This window comes from Nostocoides sp., assembly GCF_037045025.1.
Lineage (GTDB): Bacteria > Actinomycetota > Actinomycetes > Actinomycetales > Dermatophilaceae > Nostocoides_A.
Genome location: NZ_JBAOHM010000019.1, coordinates 196,478 through 211,349, shown reverse-complemented (window position 1 = coordinate 211,349; position 14,872 = coordinate 196,478). Strand labels below are relative to the sequence as shown.

The following is a 14,872-nucleotide window of genomic DNA, read 5'->3' as shown; positions in this document are numbered from 1 at the left end:
GCCGGTCAGCCGGGCGGCCACGTCATTCGCCGCCCACCGAGCAGGTGCAGGTGCATGTGGAAGACCGCCTGCCCGCCATCCTTGCCGGTGTTGGTCACCAGCCGGTAGGCGCCGGCCACGCCCTCGCTGTCGGCGACCGCGGCGGCGAGCCGGACCACATCGGCGAGTTCCTCGGCCGAGCTGGCCAGCTCGGCGGCGTTCTCGACGTGCCGTTTGGGGACCACCAGCACATGCACCGGGGCCTGCGGCGCGATATCACGGAAGGCCAGGCTGGTCTCGCTCTCGCCGACAATATCCGCGGCCAACTCGCCGGTGACGAACTTGCAGAACAGGCAGTCCGAACTCATGCAGCCAACCTAATGCGCGGCGTCAACCACATCGGCCATTGGCGCGTGGACGGGGAGTGACAATGGTGGCCGTGGCGCGCGAGCGGGCGGGCGAGGAGCGGTTGAGCGCCGATCAGGCGATCACCGTCCTGTATGCCGCGCAGTGGGCGCCGATGGTGCGCCTGGCCTATCTGCTCGTCCGGGACCAGGGCGTCGCCGAGGACATCGTCGCTGACGCACTGGTGGCGATCCACCGCCGCTGGGACCAGCTCAGCGATCACGGCAAGGCGGTGGCCTACTTGCGCCGGAGCGTCGTCAATGGCTCTCGCTCGGTGCTGCGCCATCGCACGGTCGAGCACGCGAAGCTCGCCCCGTTGGCTGCCGACGCGGCCCGCACCACCGGCCCGAGCGCGGAGGCGCTCGCCCTCGACGAACTCGGCAACGCGGCGATGCTGCGCTGCCTGGAGCGGCTGCCGCGCCGGCAACGGGAGGTCCTCATCCTGCGCTACTACCTCGACCTGTCGGAGGCCCAGATCGCCGACACCCTCGACATCGCCCCCGGCTCGGTCAAGGCCCACGCCTCCCGCGGGCTGGCCAACCTGCGGGCTCAGCTCGCCACGCTCGACCGGGAGGACCGGCCATGACTCGCCCCGACCACGGCGGCCACGACCTCGATGACGGCAGCCTCAACGACCGCGGGCTCGACCGGCTGAGCAGCCAGCTGCGGGCCGCGCTCGATGCCGACGCCGCCCGCATCCAGCCGAGCGACCGGCTGGCCGAGAGCAATGACCGACGAACGTAGTCCCTGTACTTCGCCTTGCTCTCGGCCAGCCGGTCGCTCGGCTGGATGCGGGCGGCGTCGGCATCGAGCGCGGCCCGCAGCTGGCTGCTCAGCCGGTCGAGCCCGCGGTCGTTGAGGCTGCCGTCATCGAGGTCGTGGCCGCCGTGGTCGGGGCGAGTCATGGCCGGTCCTCCCGGTCGAGCGTGGCGAGCTGAGCCCGCAGGTTGGCCAGCCCGCGGGAGGCGTGGGCCTTGACCGAGCCGGGGGCGATGTCGAGGGTGTCGGCGATCTGGGCCTCCGACAGGTCGAGGTAGTAGCGCAGGATGAGGACCTCCCGTTGCCGGCGCGGCAGCCGCTCCAGGCAGCGCAGCATCGCCGCGTTGCCGAGTTCGTCGAGGGCGAGCGCCTCCGCGCTCGGGCCGGTGGTGCGGGCCGCGTCGGCAGCCAACGGGGCGAGCTTCGCGTGCTCGACCGTGCGATGGCGCAGCACCGAGCGAGAGCCATTGACGACGCTCCGGCGCAAGTAGGCCACCGCCTTGCCGTGATCGCTGAGCTGGTCCCAGCGGCGGTGGATCGCCACCAGTGCGTCAGCGACGATGTCCTCGGCGACGCCCTGGTCCCGGACGAGCAGATAGGCCAGGCGCACCATCGGCGCCCACTGCGCGGCATACAGGACGGTGATCGCCTGATCGGCGCTCAACCGCTCCTCGCCCGCCCGCTCGCGCGCCACGGCCACCATTGTCACTCCCCGTCCACGCGCCAATGGCCGATGTGGTTGACGCCGCGCATTAGGTTGGCTGCATGAGTTCGGACTGCCTGTTCTGCAAGTTCGTCACCGGCGAGTTGGCCGCGGATATTGTCGGCGAGAGCGAGACCAGCCTGGCCTTCCGTGATATCGCGCCGCAGGCCCCGGTGCATGTGCTGGTGGTCCCCAAACGGCACGTCGAGAACGCCGCCGAGCTGGCCAGCTCGGCCGAGGAACTCGCCGATGTGGTCCGGCTCGCCGCCGCGGTCGCCGACAGCGAGGGCGTGGCCGGCGCCTACCGGCTGGTGACCAACACCGGCAAGGATGGCGGGCAGGCGGTCTTCCACATGCACCTGCACCTGCTCGGTGGGCGGCGAATGACGTGGCCGCCCGGCTGACCGGCCCCGTAGACTGCAGTCAGTTATGACCGAACACCATCCCGAGGGCAGGCACGCCCACCCCGAGCACCCGACGCACACCATCGTGGTTCCACCATCGGTGTCGATGGTCGCCCTGCTCGGACCCCGCGACGAACTCCTGCGGACCATGGAGCGCCAGTTCCCGGCCGTGGAGATCAACGTGCGCGGCAACGAGTTCCGGATGAGCGGCCCCAGCGACGACGTCTCCCTCGTCGAGCGGACGATCGACGAGCTGCTTGTCGGTCATCGCGGCCGGGCAGCCGCTCAACCGGGACGCGGTCGAGCGTTCGATCGGTATGCTGCGCGCCCGCACCAGCGAGCGGCCCGCCGACGTGCTGACGATGAACATCGTCTCCAACCGCGGGCGGACGATCCGGCCCAAGACGCTGAACCAGAAGCGCTATGTCGACGCGATCGATCGGCACACGATCGTCTTCGGGATCGGACCGGCGGGGACCGGAAAGACCTATCTGGCGATGGCCAAGGCCGTCGCCGCGTTGCAGGCCAAACACGTCAACCGGATCATCCTGACCCGGCCGGCCGTCGAGGCGGGCGAGCGGCTCGGCTTCCTTCCCGGCACGCTGACCGACAAGATCGACCCCTATCTGCGTCCGCTGTATGACGCGCTGCACGACATGATCGACCCAGACTCCATCCCGCGGCTGATGGCGGCCGGGACGATCGAGGTCGCGCCGCTGGCGTTCATGCGGGGCCGCTCGCTCAACGACTCGTTCATCATCCTCGACGAGGCGCAGAACACCTCGCCGGAGCAGATGAAGATGTTCCTGACCCGGCTGGGCTTCGGATCGAAGATGGTCGTCACCGGGGATGTCACCCAGGTCGACCTGCCCGGGGGGACCCAAAGTGGTCTGCGCGTGGTGCAGGAGATCCTGCAGGGCATCGAGGACGTCGCACTTCTCGATGCTCACCTCCGTCGACGTCGTGCGGCACCGGCTGGTCGGCGAGATCGTCGACGCCTACGGCCGCTGGGACGAGCGACAACCGCGCCAGCATCCGGTCGCGCCCCGGCGTCCCCGGCCCGATCGGGAGCGCCCGTGAGCATCGACGTCCTCAACGAGACCGACATCGGCCTGGATGAGACCGAGTTGGTGCACTGCGCCCGCTATGTGCTCGCCGAGATGCGGGTGCATCCGCGGGCGGAGCTGTGCATCCGGCTCGTCGACGAGGACACGATGGCGGTCCTGCACGAGAAGTGGATGGACCTGCCCGGGCCGACCGATGTGATGAGCTTCCCGATGGATGAGCTGCGTCCCGGACGCGATGACGAGCCACCCGAGGAGGGCGTGCTCGGCGACATCGTGCTCTGCCCGAGCGTGGCGGCGGTCCAGGCGCTGGCGGCGGGGCATGCGACCGAGGAGGAGCTGCTGCTGCTGACCACTCACGGCATCTTGCACCTGCTGGGCTTCGACCACGCCGAGCCGGAGGAGGAGAAGGAGATGTTCGAGCTGCAGCGCCAGCTGCTGCTCACCTTCCTCGCCCAACGCGGACGCGGTCGCTGAGCGCTTGGTCATGGCCGTCCGCCTGCTCATCGCCGCCGTCAGCGGAGTCCTCTTCGCCTTCCTGCTCGCCCTGTCCGAAGCCGCGATCGCTCGCTCCTCGCGGGTGCGCGCCGAGGAACTGGCCGATGACGGGCCGGGCGCGGATCGGCTGCGCTGCAACGCATCCTGGCAGACAGCGCGCCCTATCTGTCGGTCGCGGTGTTCCTGCGCACCGTGTTTGAGATGGTCGCGGCCGTCTGCGTCACGCTGGCCGTCGCCACCTGGGTCGACGGCTTCTGGGTCGCGCTGCTCATCGCGATCGCGGTGATGACGCGTGATCTCGTTCGCGATCGTCGGAGTCTCGCCCGCGCACTCTCGGGCGCCAGCACTCCGACGCGCGTCGCGCTCGCGACCGCTCCGGTGCTGGTGTGGTTCCGGCGGATCCTCGGGCCGGTCGCCCGTCTGCTGGTCGCGATCGCCAACGCGGTCACGCCCGGGCGCGGGCTATCGCGACGGCCCGTTCCAGAGCGAGTCCGAGCTGCGCGACCTGCTCGACCTGGCCGGCGAGAGCGCGCTCATCGAGGCCGAGGAGCGGGAGATGCTGCACTCGGTCTTCGAGCTGGGCGACACGATCGCCCGGGAGGTGCATCGTCCCGCGCACCGACATGGTGACGATCGAGGTGGCTAAGAGCGCCGCGCCAGGCGATGTCGCTGTTCAACCGCGTCCGGCTTCTCCCGGTTGCCGGTTGTCGACGACCGGTCCCGACGATGTCGGTCGGGCTGATCTATCTCAAGGACGTCGTCCGGCTGATGACCGCCGACGGGGTCGACCTGCGCACGGTGGCGATCGAGTCGATCATGCGGCCGATGCCGTTCGTCCCCGATTCCAAACCGATCGATGACCTGCTGCGCGAGATGCAGCGCGACTCGGTGCACATCGCGGTCGTCGTCGACGAATACGGCGGCACCGCCGGGCTGGTCACCATCGAGGACATCCTGGAGGAGATCGTCGGCGAGATCGACGACGAATACGACCGCGAGTCGCCCGGGCGTGGAGGATCTCGGCGACGGCCGCTTCCGCATCCCCGCGACGATGCCGGTCGACGACTTCGCCGAGGCTCTTCGACATCGACCTCGACGACGAGCATGAGGTCGACACGGTCGGCGGCCTGATCGCCAAGGAGATTGGGCGCGTGCCGATCCTCGGCTCGCGCTGCGAGATCGGCCGGTATGCCGTCACCGCCGAGCGGATGGCCGGTCGCCGACACCGGATCGCCTCGGTCCTGGTCGAACCGCTGCCCCCGGTGGAGGACTCGACAGGGGAGCTGGCCCTGCCCGCACGGGGAAACGGGCAGGAGCGGGCCTCGTGACCGACAGCCGAGGGCGTCGAGGGCTATCGCGCCGGCTTCGCCTGCCTCGTCGGCCGCCCCAATGCCGGGCAAGTCGACGCTGACCAATGCGCTGGTCGGTGACAAGGTGGCGATCACCTCGACCAAGCCGCAGACCACCCGGCACGCGATCCGCGGCATCGTCACCCGCCCCGACAGCCAACTCGTCCTGGTCGACACCCCGGGCCTGCACAAGCCGCGCACGCTGCTCGGGCAGCGGCTCAACGACCTGGTCCGCGAGCCACGCTGCTCGACGTCGACGTGGTGGGCTTTTGCCTGCCCGGCCGACCAACGGATCGGGCCCGGGCGACGGGTTCATCGCCACCGAGTTGACGGAGTTGATGCGCGCTCGGCGCACCCCGGTCGTCGCGATCGCGACCAAGATCGACCGGGTCGACAAGGAGCGGCTGGTCGAGCACCTGATCGCCATCGACCGGCTCGGCGACTGGGCCGCGATCGTGCCGTGCTCGGCGACCCGCGGCGAGCAGGTCGACGACGTGCTGCGGGTGCTCACCGGCTACCTGCCCACCTCGCCGGCGCCGCTGTATCCCGAAGGCGTGATCACCGACGACGACGACGAGACGCGGATCGCCGAACTCGTCCGCGAGGCCGCGCTGGAGGGCGTGCGCGACGAACTGCCGCACTCGCTCGCGGTTGTCGTGGAGGAGATCACGCCGCGCGAGGTCGCGCCCTGGTGCGGTGCCGCTGCTCGATGTGCGGGTCAACATCTTCGTCGAGCGGGACAGCCAGAAGGCCATCGTCATCGGCCACGGTGGCTCCCGGCTGCGCGCGGTCGGCACCCACGCCCGCGCCGGGATCGAGGACCTGCTCGGTCAGCGGGTCTTCCTCCACCTGCGGGTCAAGGTTGCCAAGGACTGGCAGCGCGACCCGAACCAGTTGCACCGCCTCGGGTTTTAATCCCTCGGGCTACGGCGAAGACTCGTGGCTCGGGATGGGTATGCCCGGGTAACGCACGAGCGCTTGCACCATAGTGGGGGTGAACACCCCCACGTCGGGTCGACAGCCCGTGCGTCAACCACCTGCCGCACCCACGGGCCGGGCGCGATCCGGCCGGTCAGTCCCCGCCGGGAATCAGCCGCACCCGCACAGTGGGAGCTTGGGTGTCTTCCCCGGCCAGGCGCCAGAGCCGCTCCAGGGTCGGCTGCAGCAGGTGGTCGCCGAGTTGGCGCATCAAGACGGTGACCGCGTGCTCGGTGACCGACGTATGCCGCCGGGCCACCCCGCGCTCGTGCAGCACCTCGGTCTGCTCGACCATCAGCTGAAGCAGCTTCGCGCTGAACTCCTCCTCCTCGGGGCCGGGGGTGACCACGAGCCGGCGGACGTAGTCGGCGATGACGGGATTGGCGGCATACATCTGCGCGACGGCGGTGTCCCGGGCTCGGCCGACGGCGGCGGCCGGACCACTGGGTGGGATCGACTCCAGGGTGCGGCGGAGGATGTCGATGACCTCGTCGTCCACGGCCTGGCGCAGGCCGTCCTTGCCGCCGAAGTGGTGGACGACCAGGCCGGGCGCAACGCCGGCGGTGCGGGCCACCGCACGCAGGCTGGTCGCCGCGCAGCCATGCTCGGCAAACAGGTGCAGCGCCGCCGTGCGGATGCGGGCCTTGGTGGTGACATCCGCGGCCCCCCACGCCTGCCGATCCATGCACGCCTCCTCGGGTGGTGCTCATCACAAGATGAACAGCTGTACCAAGCATTGCACAGTTGTTCAAGGATCGCTAGGGTGACGAATGCCGGCCACCATCGGCCCAAAGCTGCAGCGAAGGAAGACGCCACATGCCCGAGCAGGCACTCATCTATGACGCCGTCCGAACCCCCCGGGGACGTGGGAAGGCCAGCGGGTCCCTCCATGAAGTCAAGCCGATCGACCTGGTCGGCGGGCTCCTCGACGCGATCCGCGAGCGCAACCCGGGTCTCGATCCGACCCGGGTCGACGACATCGTCCTCGGCATCGTCAGCCCGGTCGGTGACCAGGGCGCCGACCTGGCCCGCATCGCCGCGATCAAGGCGGGGATGCCCGAGTCGGTGGCGGGAGTCCAGCTCAACCGCTTCTGCGCCAGCGGGCTGGAGGCGGTCAACCAGGCTGCCGCGCGAGTGCGCTCGGGCTGGGAGCCGCTGATTATCGCGGGTGGCGTCGAGTCGATGTCGCGGGTGCCGATGGCCAGCGACGGCGGAGCCTGGGCGATGGACCCGGCCACCGCGTTCACCACCGACTTCGTTCCGCAGGGGGTCAGCGCCGACCTGATCGCCACGATCGAGGGCTACGACCGGGCCGAGGTCGACCGCTTCGCCGCGCAGAGCCACGAGCGGGCGGCCGCGGCCTGGCAGGCCGGCTATTTTGCAAACTCGGTCATCCCGGTGCGCGACCAGAACGGCGTGACGATCCTCGACCATGACGAGACCGTGCGCGCGGGCACGACCGCCGAGGCGCTGGCCGGCCTGAAACCGTCGTTCGCGGGCATAGGGGAAACGGGTGGCTTCGACTTTGTTGCCCTGGAGAAGTATTCGACGGTCGATAAGATCGAGCACGTCCACCACGCCGGCAACTCCTCGGGCATCGTTGATGGCGCCGCACTGGTGCTCCTCGGCAACGAGCAGATCGGGCAGGAAATGGGCCTGACCCCGCGCGCCCGGATCGTCTCGGCTGCCGTCATCGGCTCCGAGCCGACGATCATGCTCACCGGTCCCGCGCCCGCCTGCCGCAAGGCGCTGGCGGTCGCCGGGATGTCCGCCTCCGACATCGACCTGGTCGAGATCAACGAGGCCTTCGCCGCGGTGGCGCTCAAGCTCATCCGCGATATGGGCTGGACCGAGGACCAAACCAATGTCAACGGCGGCGCGATCGCCATGGGCCACCCGCTCGGCGCGACCGGCGCGATCATTCTCGGCACGCTCGTCGATGAGTTGGAGCGCCGTGATCTCGAGCGCGGCATCGCCACGTTGTGCATCGGTGGCGGCATGGGAATTGCCACGATCGTCGAGCGCGCCTGAACTAGGTCGAGGAAGAGAATCCATGAGCGAGAACATGATCCGCTACGAACGTGACCACGACGGCATCGTCACCTTGACGATGGACGACCCGGGCGCCAGTGCCAACACGATGAACGAGACCTACATCGCCGCGATGGGGGAGACGGTCGCCCGGCTCGAGCGCGAGAAGGACGAGATCGCCGGAGTCGTGCTGACCTCGGCCAAGAAGACCTTCTTTGCCGGAGCCAACCTCAACGACATTCAGCGGGCCACGCCCGAGACGGCCACCGAGTTCTTCGGCTGGATCGAGGACGTCAAGGGCCAGCTGCGCCGGATGGAGACCCTCGGCCGTCCGGTCGTCGCCTGCCTTGGCGGCGCCGCCCTCGGCGGCGGCTTCGAGATCGCGTTGGCCTGTCACCGCCGAATTGCCGTCGATGACCCCAAGGTCAAGCTGGGCCTGCCCGAGGTCGGCCTCGGCCTGCTCCCCGGGGGCGGCGGGGTCACCCGCCTAGTGCGGATGCTCGGGATCCAGGAGGCGCTGATGGGCTGGCTGCTGCAAGGCACCCAGCGCAGCCCCAAGGAGTGCCACGAGAAGGGTCTGGTCGACGAGCTGGTCGCGACCCGCGAGGACCTCGTCCCGGCGGCCAAGAAGTGGATCCTCGAGCACCGCCACGACCCGTCGGTCGCGATAAAGCCTTGGGATGTCAAGGGTTTCCGCATCCCCGGAGGCACGCCGTCGGTTCCGGCCTTCGCTGCGAACCTGCCGGCCTTCCCGGCGATGCTGCGCAAACAGCTCAAGGGCTCTCGTATGCCGGCCCCGCGGGCCATCATGTCCGCGGCCATTGAGGGTGCGCAGGTCGACTTCGACACCGCCAGCCGGATCGAGTCGCGCTATCTGACCGAGCTGGCGACCGGTCCGGTCGCCACCGCGATGATCCAGGCCTTCTTCTTCGATATGCAGACGATCAACTCCGGCAAGCTGCGCCCGCACGGGGTGGAGCGGCATACGGTCACGAAGGTGGGCATCCTCGGTGCCGGGATGATGGGCGCTGGCATCGCCTATGCTTGCGCCAGCTCCGGCATGGAGGTCGTGCTGAAGGATGTCTCGGTCGAGGCCGCCGAGAAGGGCAAGGGATACACCCAGAAGCTGCTCGACGGTCGCGTCGTCAAGGGCCGGATGAGCGCCGAGGCGCGCGATCAGGTCCTCGCCCGGATCACACCGACCGCGGCGGCGGCAGATCTCGCCGGCGTCGATGCGGTCATCGAGGCCGTGTTTGAGGATTATGGCCTGAAGGAGAAAGTCTTTGCCGAGGTCGAGGCGGTCGTCTCGCCCCAAACCCTGCTCTGCTCCAACACCTCGACGCTCCCGATCACGAGCCTGCAGGGCTTCGTCACCCGTCCGGCCGACTTCATCGGGCTGCACTTCTTCAGCCCCGTCGACAAGATGCAGCTCGTCGAGATCATTCGCGGCGAGCAGACCTCGGACGAGGCGGTGGCCCGGGCGATCGACATCGTCCAGCAGATCCGCAAGATCCCGATCGTCGTCGCTGACGGGCGTGGCTTCTATACCAGCCGGGTCTTCGGCACGCTGATCGTCGAGGGCGCCAACCTGCTCGCCGAGGGCGTCGACCCGATGACCATCGAGCGGGCGGCCACGAAGGTCGGCTTCCCCGCCCCGCCGCTGGCCATGCTCGACGAGGTGTCGCTGACGCTGACCCAGCACATCCGCGACGAGGCCAACAAAGCCGCTGCCGCCGAAGGCAAACCTGCTCCCGAGGCAGAGCCGGGCGAAGCGCTCATCGACCGGATGGTCGCGGAGTTCGGGCGCAAGGGCCGGGCGGCCGGATCGGGCTTCTACGACTACCCCGACGGCGCGGCCAAGGTGCTCTGGCCCGGCCTGCGCGAGCACTTCGCCACCGGCGCCGAGGTGCCGGAGCGCGACATGGAGGACCGCTACTTGTTCCGGATGGCGCTCGACACGGCGAGTTGCTTCGAGGAAGGCGTCCTGCTGGACACCCCGTCCGCCAACATCGGCGGCATCTTCGGGATCGGCTTCCCACCGGCGACCGGTGGTCCGGCGACGTTCATGACCAACTACGCCGGCGGCCTGGCCGGTTTCGTCGCCCGGGCCGACGAACTCGCGGACGCCTATGGCGAGCGCTTCCGTCCGTCCGCCTGGCTGCGTGATCGCGCCGCCAGCGGCGCCGGGCTCGTGGACGGATAGCAGCGCAGTTGGGCTGAGCCGTGGGGGCCGGGCGGGATCGACGGTCTCCCCGGCGACATCGGCCGATGGCCGAGGCGTGGAATGTCCGCGACGCGAGCACGCGGCATACCTATCCTGTCGGCATGCGTGTTGGTGTATTCGGTGCCACCGGTCAGGTCGGCGGGGTCATGCGGACCCTCCTCGCGGAGCGGGCCTTCCCCGTCGATGACATCCGCTTCTTCGCCTCGGCCCGGTCCGCGGGGACGACGCTGCCGTGGGGCGACGGTGAGGTCACTGTCGAGGACACCGCGAGCGCCGACTTCGCCGGCCTCGACGTGGCGCTCTTCTCCAATGGCGGCTCGACGTCGAAGGAGTGGGCGCCCAAGGTCGCGGCCGCGGGTGCGCTCGTCATTGACAACTCGAGCGCGTGGCGCAAGGACCCCGAGGTCCCGCTCGTGGTCAGCGAGGTCAACGCCGACGACCTGCTCGACATCCCTAAGGGGATCGTCGCCAACCCCAATTGCACGACGATGGCGTTCATGCCGGTGCTGAAGCCGTTGCACGACAAGGCTTCTCTGGTTCGCCTGCACGTGTCCTCCTACCAGGCCGTCTCGGGCTCCGGTGGGAAGGGCGTGCAGGAACTCGACCGGCAACTGCGCGGCGGCTATGCCGCCGGCGACCCGATGGGGCTGGCTCTCGACGGCCGCGCTGTCGCGGTCCCCGAGCCGCAGGTGTATGCCGTTCCGGTCGGCTTCAACGTCGTCCCGCTCGCCGGGGCGATCGTCGACGACGGCTCGGGGGAGACCGACGAGGAGCAGAAGCTGCGCCACGAGTCGCGCAAGATCCTGCACATCCCCGACCTGCGCGTGTCGGGCACGTGCGTGCGCGTGCCGGTCTTCAGCGGCCACTCCCTGGCGATCCATGCCGAGTTCGCCGACGAGATCTCGCCCGACGAGGCAATCGACCTGCTCAAAAACGCGCCCGGCGTGGTCGTCACCGACTACCCGAACCCGCTCGAGGCCACCGGCCGGAACGAGGTGTTCGTCGGCCGCGTCCGCGCCGACCAGGCGGCGCCCGAGGGTCGCGGCTTGATTCTTTTCGTCGTCGGCGACAATCTGCGCAAGGGAGCCGCGCTCAACGCCGTGCAGATCGCCGAGGAGTGGCTCGCCCGTCGCTGAACGCCCTCCGCCGAGCTGAGCCGGTCAAGTGAGCGGAATCGACGTCCTGGCGTCGACTTCTCTCAGGTGACGCGGGGGGCGTGGGCGCCTACGATCGACTGATGGGTGCCGACGACACTCCGGCGATCGCGGCCGCCGAGCGCAGCGGGATCCGGTATGCCGTCACCCGCCACGGCCCGGTCTCCTCGCTCGCCGAGGCGGCCGCGCTGCGCGGCATCGAGCCGCGTGATCTCGTCAAGACGCTGGTGGTGCGCCGCGCCGACGACGACTATCTGTTCGTCCTGGTTCCGGGGGACCGGGAGATCTCGTGGCCGAAGCTGCGGGCGCACCTCGGGGTCAGCCGGTTGTCGATGCCGCCGGCGGACATCGCGCGTGCGGTGACCGGCTACGAGCGGGGGACGATCACGCCCTTCGGATCGACGCGCGCGTGGCCGGTCCTCGCTGACCAGCGGATCGTGGGACGGTCGATATCCATCGGTGGGGGCGCGCACGGCGTGGCGCTGAGCGTGGCGGCGAACGACATCGTGGGCATCCTCTGCGCTGAACTCGCCGACGTGACCGAGCCGCAATGACCTTGATCGCCGAAATGAACGAGCCAGTAACCGAAAGGATCGCACAATGAAGCTGTCGGACTTCCCCCGCCACCAGTTGACCTTCGGGCCCAGCCCGATCCAGGCATTGCCTCGGCTGACGCGTCACTTGGGCAGTGCGACGGTCTGGGCCAAGCGCGAGGACTGCAACAGCGGGTTGGCGTTCGGCGGCAACAAGGTCCGCAAACTCGAATACATCGTCCCTGACGTGCTCGCCAGCGGAGCCGACACACTGGTGTCCATTGGGGGATACCAGTCCAATCACACCCGGCAAGTTGCCGCCGTTGCCGCGCACCTCGGGTTGAAATGCCGTCTCGTGCAGGAGAAGTGGGTTCCGTGGGAGGATCCGATGAATGACAAGGTTGGTAACATCCTGCTCTCCCGGATGATGGGCGCGGACAGCCGGCTCGATCCGCACGGGTTTGACATCGGCATACGAGACTCGTGGAAGCAGGCGCTCGCCGAGGTGGAGGAGGCTGGCGGCAAGCCCTATCCGATCCCCGCCGGCGCGTCGGAGCACGATCTGGGCGGGCTCGGCTTCGCCAACTGGGCGTTCGAGGTCGCCAAACAGGAGCGGGCTCTCGGGGTCACCTTCGACACGATCATCGTCTGCACGGTCACCTGCTCGACGCACGCCGGCATGATCGCCGGATTCGCGGCCCTGGAGGACCTGACCGGTGTGCGGCGCCGGGTGATCGGCATCGACGCCTCGGCGACCCTGGAGCAAACGCGTGCTCAACTGGAACGGATCGCGCGGCATACGGCCGAAAAGATCGAGCTGGGACGGGAGTTGCGCGACGACGAGTTCACCCTGTTGCCCGAGTGGGCCGGCGATCTGTATGGCGTGCCGGTCGATTCGACGATGGCGGCGATGAACCTGGGCGCAGAGCTGGAGGCGTTCATCACCGACCCGGTCTACGAGGGCAAGTCGCTCGCCGGCCTGATCGACCTCGTCAAGAGCAAAGCCATCCCCGCGGAATCTCAGGTGCTTTATGCCCACCTCGGCGGGCAGCCGGCGCTCAACGCCTACCACCGGTTGTGGTCCTAGGAGGTTGCGGCCTTGCGCCGCAGTGACCACATCTGAGCGGGCCGCTCCATCTCGACGGCCACCTCCCACGGGATGCCTTCCGGCGCGCACTCGCGCCGGAAGTTCGCGACCGCTCGGCGGGCGAGGTCGGGATCATTGGCCAGCGGCTGGGCGAGCCGCCCCGCGGCGTCCTCAACCTCGTCGTCCTCGTATGCCGACCAGGCCATGCCCAGCGCGACCGCCCGCTCGCCGTCGACTTCTTGACCAAAAAGTCCTAGAGCCGCAGCGGTTTCCCGACCGCCGACACGAGAGAGCAGGGTGAAGTGGCCGCCGCCGGGGTGGATGCCGATCTGGGCGAAGCCGGGCAGCAGCCGCGCGGTCCGTGAGACCACGCGCAGGTCGGTTGCGAGCGCGAGGTTAAGTCCCGCGCCCACTGCGGCGCCGCGGATGGCCGCGATCGTGGGGACGCCGATGGAGCCGATCGTGGTGAAGGCGGCATACACGGTCTCGAGGTTTTGGTATGCCGTGTCCTCGGCGGGATCGACGCCCGCGTCGGCGAGCACAGCCCGGACGGCCCCGGAGCAGAAGTGCGCGCCGCCGGTGAGGATCACCGCCCCGACGGAGCGATCGGCCTCGGCCGCGCGGGCCGCGTCGGCCAGCTCACGCGACATTTCGACCGACAGGGCGTTGCGCCGCTCGGGCGCGGCCAGGGTGATGGTGGCGATTCCGCCCGCAACGGCATACTCGATCTCGCTCATGACAGCCATTGTCCTCGCGCCCCTTGGCCGGGGGAGGGCGCGTCCCAGCCGCGAGCGTGCGCTGCGTCGCCGGCGGGGGTTCGGGTTCGGTTCGGGTTCCCTGGTTACGCTAGAGAAATGCATCGCCGGCTCGCCATCGTCCGCCGTCCCGGGCCGCGGCTCGCCGAGGGGCTGGTCACCTTTGGCGAACCGGCCGCGGTGGACCTCGATCGTGCCCGGGCTCAATGGGATTGCTATGCCGACGCCATGCGCTCAGCGGGGTGGCAGCTTGTCGAGGTGCCGTCCGCCGACGACTGCCCGGACGCCGTGTTCGTCGAGGACGCCGTCGTGGTCTATGGCGATCTCGCGGTTATCGCCCGGCCCGGCGCCGAGCAGCGGCGCGGTGAGATCAAGGAGGTCGAACGGACCGTGCGCGACCTGGGCTACCGGGTCGCGCGGATCAGCCGTCCGGGAACCCTGGACGGCGGGGACGTGCTCAAGTTTCGGCGAACGGCATACGTCGGGCTGAGCTCACGGACGAACGGCGCCGGCATTCAGCAGCTCGCTAAACACCTGTCGGAGTTCGATGTTCGTATCCAGGCGGTGCCGGTGGAGCGGGCGCTTCATCTGAAATCGGCGGCGACGATTCTCCCGGATGGCACGGCGATCGGTTGGGATCCGGCGGTCGATGACCGGGAGGCTTTCGAGTCCTATCAGAGTATGCCGGAGCCCGCCGGCGCGCACACCGTCATCCTCGACGCGACCCACCTGCTGATGGCGGCGAGTGCGCCGCAGTCGGCCGAGTTGCTGCGGGCGCGCGGATACGACGTGAGTACCGTCGACATCAGCGAGTTCGAGAAGCTCGACGGCTGCGTGACCTGCCTGTCGGTGCGGTTGCGCGGGTGAGTGACCGCGGTTGGGCTGAGCCGTCCTGCAAGGGGTGCGCTATAGCTCACGTTTTGCCGGTCACCCCGCTCGGGGAAGTGAC

Annotated in this window: 17 protein-coding genes and 3 pseudogenes; 15 read left to right on the top strand and 5 right to left on the bottom strand. The window is 69.3% G+C overall.

The features are described 5' to 3' along the window. Positions 1-5: 5 nt before the first annotated feature. Positions 6-347, bottom strand: coding sequence for a histidine triad nucleotide-binding protein (locus tag V9G19_RS28075; RefSeq protein ID WP_462288662.1), 342 nt, complete (start codon positions 345-347; stop codon positions 6-8). A gap of 71 nt (positions 348-418) precedes the next feature. Here V9G19_RS28075 and V9G19_RS28070 point away from each other — a divergent pair, with 71 nt between their 5' ends. Together V9G19_RS28070 and V9G19_RS28065 are read left to right on the top strand one after the other, a co-directional pair. Next, positions 419-970, top strand: coding sequence for a SigE family RNA polymerase sigma factor (locus V9G19_RS28070; RefSeq protein WP_462288663.1), 552 nt, complete (start codon positions 419-421; stop codon positions 968-970). Continuing rightward, positions 967-1,128, top strand: coding sequence for a hypothetical protein (locus V9G19_RS28065; RefSeq protein WP_462288664.1), 162 nt, complete (start codon positions 967-969; stop codon positions 1,126-1,128). Before V9G19_RS28070 ends, V9G19_RS28065 begins: the two co-directional genes overlap by 4 nt. A 157-nt stretch (positions 1,129-1,285) precedes the next feature. Here the strand turns inward: V9G19_RS28065 and V9G19_RS28060 are convergent, their stop codons facing one another. Beyond that, the gene (locus V9G19_RS28060) at positions 1,286-1,837 is read right to left on the bottom strand and encodes a SigE family RNA polymerase sigma factor (RefSeq protein WP_462288663.1); all 552 of its coding nucleotides are present in this window, start codon (positions 1,835-1,837) and stop codon (positions 1,286-1,288) included. A gap of 71 nt (positions 1,838-1,908) precedes the next feature. On the opposite strand from V9G19_RS28060, the gene V9G19_RS28055 reads away from it, so the two are divergent. The 4 genes and pseudogenes from V9G19_RS28055 to V9G19_RS28040 all read left to right on the top strand — a co-directional run. Continuing rightward, the gene (locus tag V9G19_RS28055) at positions 1,909-2,250 is read left to right on the top strand and encodes a histidine triad nucleotide-binding protein (protein WP_462288662.1); all 342 of its coding nucleotides are present in this window, start codon (positions 1,909-1,911) and stop codon (positions 2,248-2,250) included. A 25-nt stretch (positions 2,251-2,275) separates the two neighbouring features. Further along, a pseudogene (locus V9G19_RS28050) lies at positions 2,276-3,330 on the top strand (PhoH family protein). Continuing rightward, entirely contained in the window at positions 3,327-3,791 is a 465-nt protein-coding gene (gene ybeY, locus V9G19_RS28045) for an rRNA maturation RNase YbeY (protein WP_462288661.1), read from the top strand. Before V9G19_RS28050 ends, ybeY begins: the two are co-directional and overlap by 4 nt. Positions 3,792-3,989: 198 nt before the next feature. Then, a pseudogene (locus V9G19_RS28040) lies at positions 3,990-4,214 on the top strand (hypothetical protein); the annotation flags it as partial. 43 nt (positions 4,215-4,257) lie between these two features. On the opposite strand, the gene V9G19_RS28035 reads toward V9G19_RS28040, so the two are convergent. Further along, positions 4,258-4,437, bottom strand: a complete 180-nt coding sequence (locus tag V9G19_RS28035) for a hypothetical protein (RefSeq protein ID WP_462288726.1) — start codon at positions 4,435-4,437, stop codon at positions 4,258-4,260. 38 nt (positions 4,438-4,475) lie between these two features. On the opposite strand from V9G19_RS28035, the gene V9G19_RS28030 reads away from it, so the two are divergent. The 3 genes and pseudogenes from V9G19_RS28030 to era all read left to right on the top strand — a co-directional run. Then, positions 4,476-4,943 (top strand): CBS domain-containing protein, encoded by a 468-nt coding sequence (locus V9G19_RS28030; protein WP_462288660.1) that lies wholly within the window; start codon positions 4,476-4,478, stop codon positions 4,941-4,943. After that, on the top strand, positions 4,829-5,140 hold the full coding sequence (locus tag V9G19_RS28025) for a transporter associated domain-containing protein (RefSeq protein ID WP_462288720.1): 312 nt from the start codon (positions 4,829-4,831) through the stop codon (positions 5,138-5,140). The genes V9G19_RS28030 and V9G19_RS28025 overlap by 115 nt, the downstream gene beginning before the upstream one ends. 18 nt (positions 5,141-5,158) lie before the next feature. Then, a pseudogene (gene era / locus V9G19_RS28020) lies at positions 5,159-6,076 on the top strand (GTPase Era); the annotation flags it as partial. Between the two features lie 157 nt (positions 6,077-6,233). Here era and V9G19_RS28015 read toward each other — a convergent pair. Further along, positions 6,234-6,824 (bottom strand): TetR/AcrR family transcriptional regulator, encoded by a 591-nt coding sequence (locus tag V9G19_RS28015; RefSeq protein ID WP_462288659.1) that lies wholly within the window; start codon positions 6,822-6,824, stop codon positions 6,234-6,236. A gap of 131 nt (positions 6,825-6,955) precedes the next feature. Here V9G19_RS28015 and V9G19_RS28010 point away from each other — a divergent pair, with 131 nt between their 5' ends. The 5 genes from V9G19_RS28010 (at position 6,956) to V9G19_RS27990 (ending at position 13,168) form a co-directional block, all read left to right on the top strand. Further along, complete coding sequence (locus tag V9G19_RS28010) at positions 6,956-8,170, top strand: acetyl-CoA C-acetyltransferase (protein ID WP_462288658.1); 1,215 nt, start codon at positions 6,956-6,958, stop codon at positions 8,168-8,170. 22 nt (positions 8,171-8,192) lie between these two features. After that, positions 8,193-10,373: a 3-hydroxyacyl-CoA dehydrogenase NAD-binding domain-containing protein gene (locus tag V9G19_RS28005; RefSeq protein ID WP_462288657.1), complete on the top strand. Its 2,181-nt coding sequence runs from the start codon at positions 8,193-8,195 to the stop codon at positions 10,371-10,373. 122 nt (positions 10,374-10,495) lie between these two features. Further along, complete coding sequence (locus V9G19_RS28000; RefSeq protein WP_462288656.1) at positions 10,496-11,530, top strand: aspartate-semialdehyde dehydrogenase; 1,035 nt, start codon at positions 10,496-10,498, stop codon at positions 11,528-11,530. Between the two features lie 101 nt (positions 11,531-11,631). Next, the gene (locus tag V9G19_RS27995) at positions 11,632-12,102 is read left to right on the top strand and encodes an aminoacyl-tRNA deacylase (protein ID WP_462288655.1); all 471 of its coding nucleotides are present in this window, start codon (positions 11,632-11,634) and stop codon (positions 12,100-12,102) included. 46 nt (positions 12,103-12,148) lie between these two features. Next, positions 12,149-13,168, top strand: coding sequence for a 1-aminocyclopropane-1-carboxylate deaminase (locus tag V9G19_RS27990; RefSeq protein WP_462288654.1), 1,020 nt, complete (start codon positions 12,149-12,151; stop codon positions 13,166-13,168). Here the strand turns inward: V9G19_RS27990 and V9G19_RS27985 are convergent. Continuing rightward, the gene (locus V9G19_RS27985; RefSeq protein WP_462288653.1) at positions 13,165-13,905 is read right to left on the bottom strand and encodes an enoyl-CoA hydratase-related protein; all 741 of its coding nucleotides are present in this window, start codon (positions 13,903-13,905) and stop codon (positions 13,165-13,167) included. The genes V9G19_RS27990 and V9G19_RS27985 overlap by 4 nt on opposite strands. 117 nt (positions 13,906-14,022) lie before the next feature. Between V9G19_RS27985 and ddaH the strand changes: the two genes are divergently transcribed. Next, entirely contained in the window at positions 14,023-14,790 is a 768-nt protein-coding gene (gene ddaH, locus V9G19_RS27980) for a dimethylargininase (RefSeq protein WP_462288652.1), read from the top strand. Positions 14,791-14,872 lie beyond the last annotated feature (82 nt).

Coding starts and splice junctions, on each gene's coding strand:
- V9G19_RS28075 (WP_462288662.1), bottom strand. CDS start 347: ATGAGTTCGGACTGCCTGTTCTGCAAGTTCGTCACCGGCGAGTTGGCC.
- V9G19_RS28065 (WP_462288664.1), top strand. CDS start 967: ATGACTCGCCCCGACCACGGCGGCCACGACCTCGATGACGGCAGCCTC.
- V9G19_RS28055 (WP_462288662.1), top strand. CDS start 1,909: ATGAGTTCGGACTGCCTGTTCTGCAAGTTCGTCACCGGCGAGTTGGCC.
- V9G19_RS28035 (WP_462288726.1), bottom strand. CDS start 4,437: ATGTCGGTGCGCGGGACGATGCACCTCCCGGGCGATCGTGTCGCCCAG.
- V9G19_RS28030 (WP_462288660.1), top strand. CDS start 4,476: ATGTCGCTGTTCAACCGCGTCCGGCTTCTCCCGGTTGCCGGTTGTCGA.
- V9G19_RS28015 (WP_462288659.1), bottom strand. CDS start 6,824: ATGGATCGGCAGGCGTGGGGGGCCGCGGATGTCACCACCAAGGCCCGC.
- V9G19_RS28010 (WP_462288658.1), top strand. CDS start 6,956: ATGCCCGAGCAGGCACTCATCTATGACGCCGTCCGAACCCCCCGGGGA.
- V9G19_RS28005 (WP_462288657.1), top strand. CDS start 8,193: ATGAGCGAGAACATGATCCGCTACGAACGTGACCACGACGGCATCGTC.
- V9G19_RS28000 (WP_462288656.1), top strand. CDS start 10,496: ATGCGTGTTGGTGTATTCGGTGCCACCGGTCAGGTCGGCGGGGTCATG.
- V9G19_RS27995 (WP_462288655.1), top strand. CDS start 11,632: ATGGGTGCCGACGACACTCCGGCGATCGCGGCCGCCGAGCGCAGCGGG.
- V9G19_RS27990 (WP_462288654.1), top strand. CDS start 12,149: ATGAAGCTGTCGGACTTCCCCCGCCACCAGTTGACCTTCGGGCCCAGC.
- V9G19_RS27985 (WP_462288653.1), bottom strand. CDS start 13,905: ATGAGCGAGATCGAGTATGCCGTTGCGGGCGGAATCGCCACCATCACC.
- ddaH (WP_462288652.1), top strand. CDS start 14,023: ATGCATCGCCGGCTCGCCATCGTCCGCCGTCCCGGGCCGCGGCTCGCC.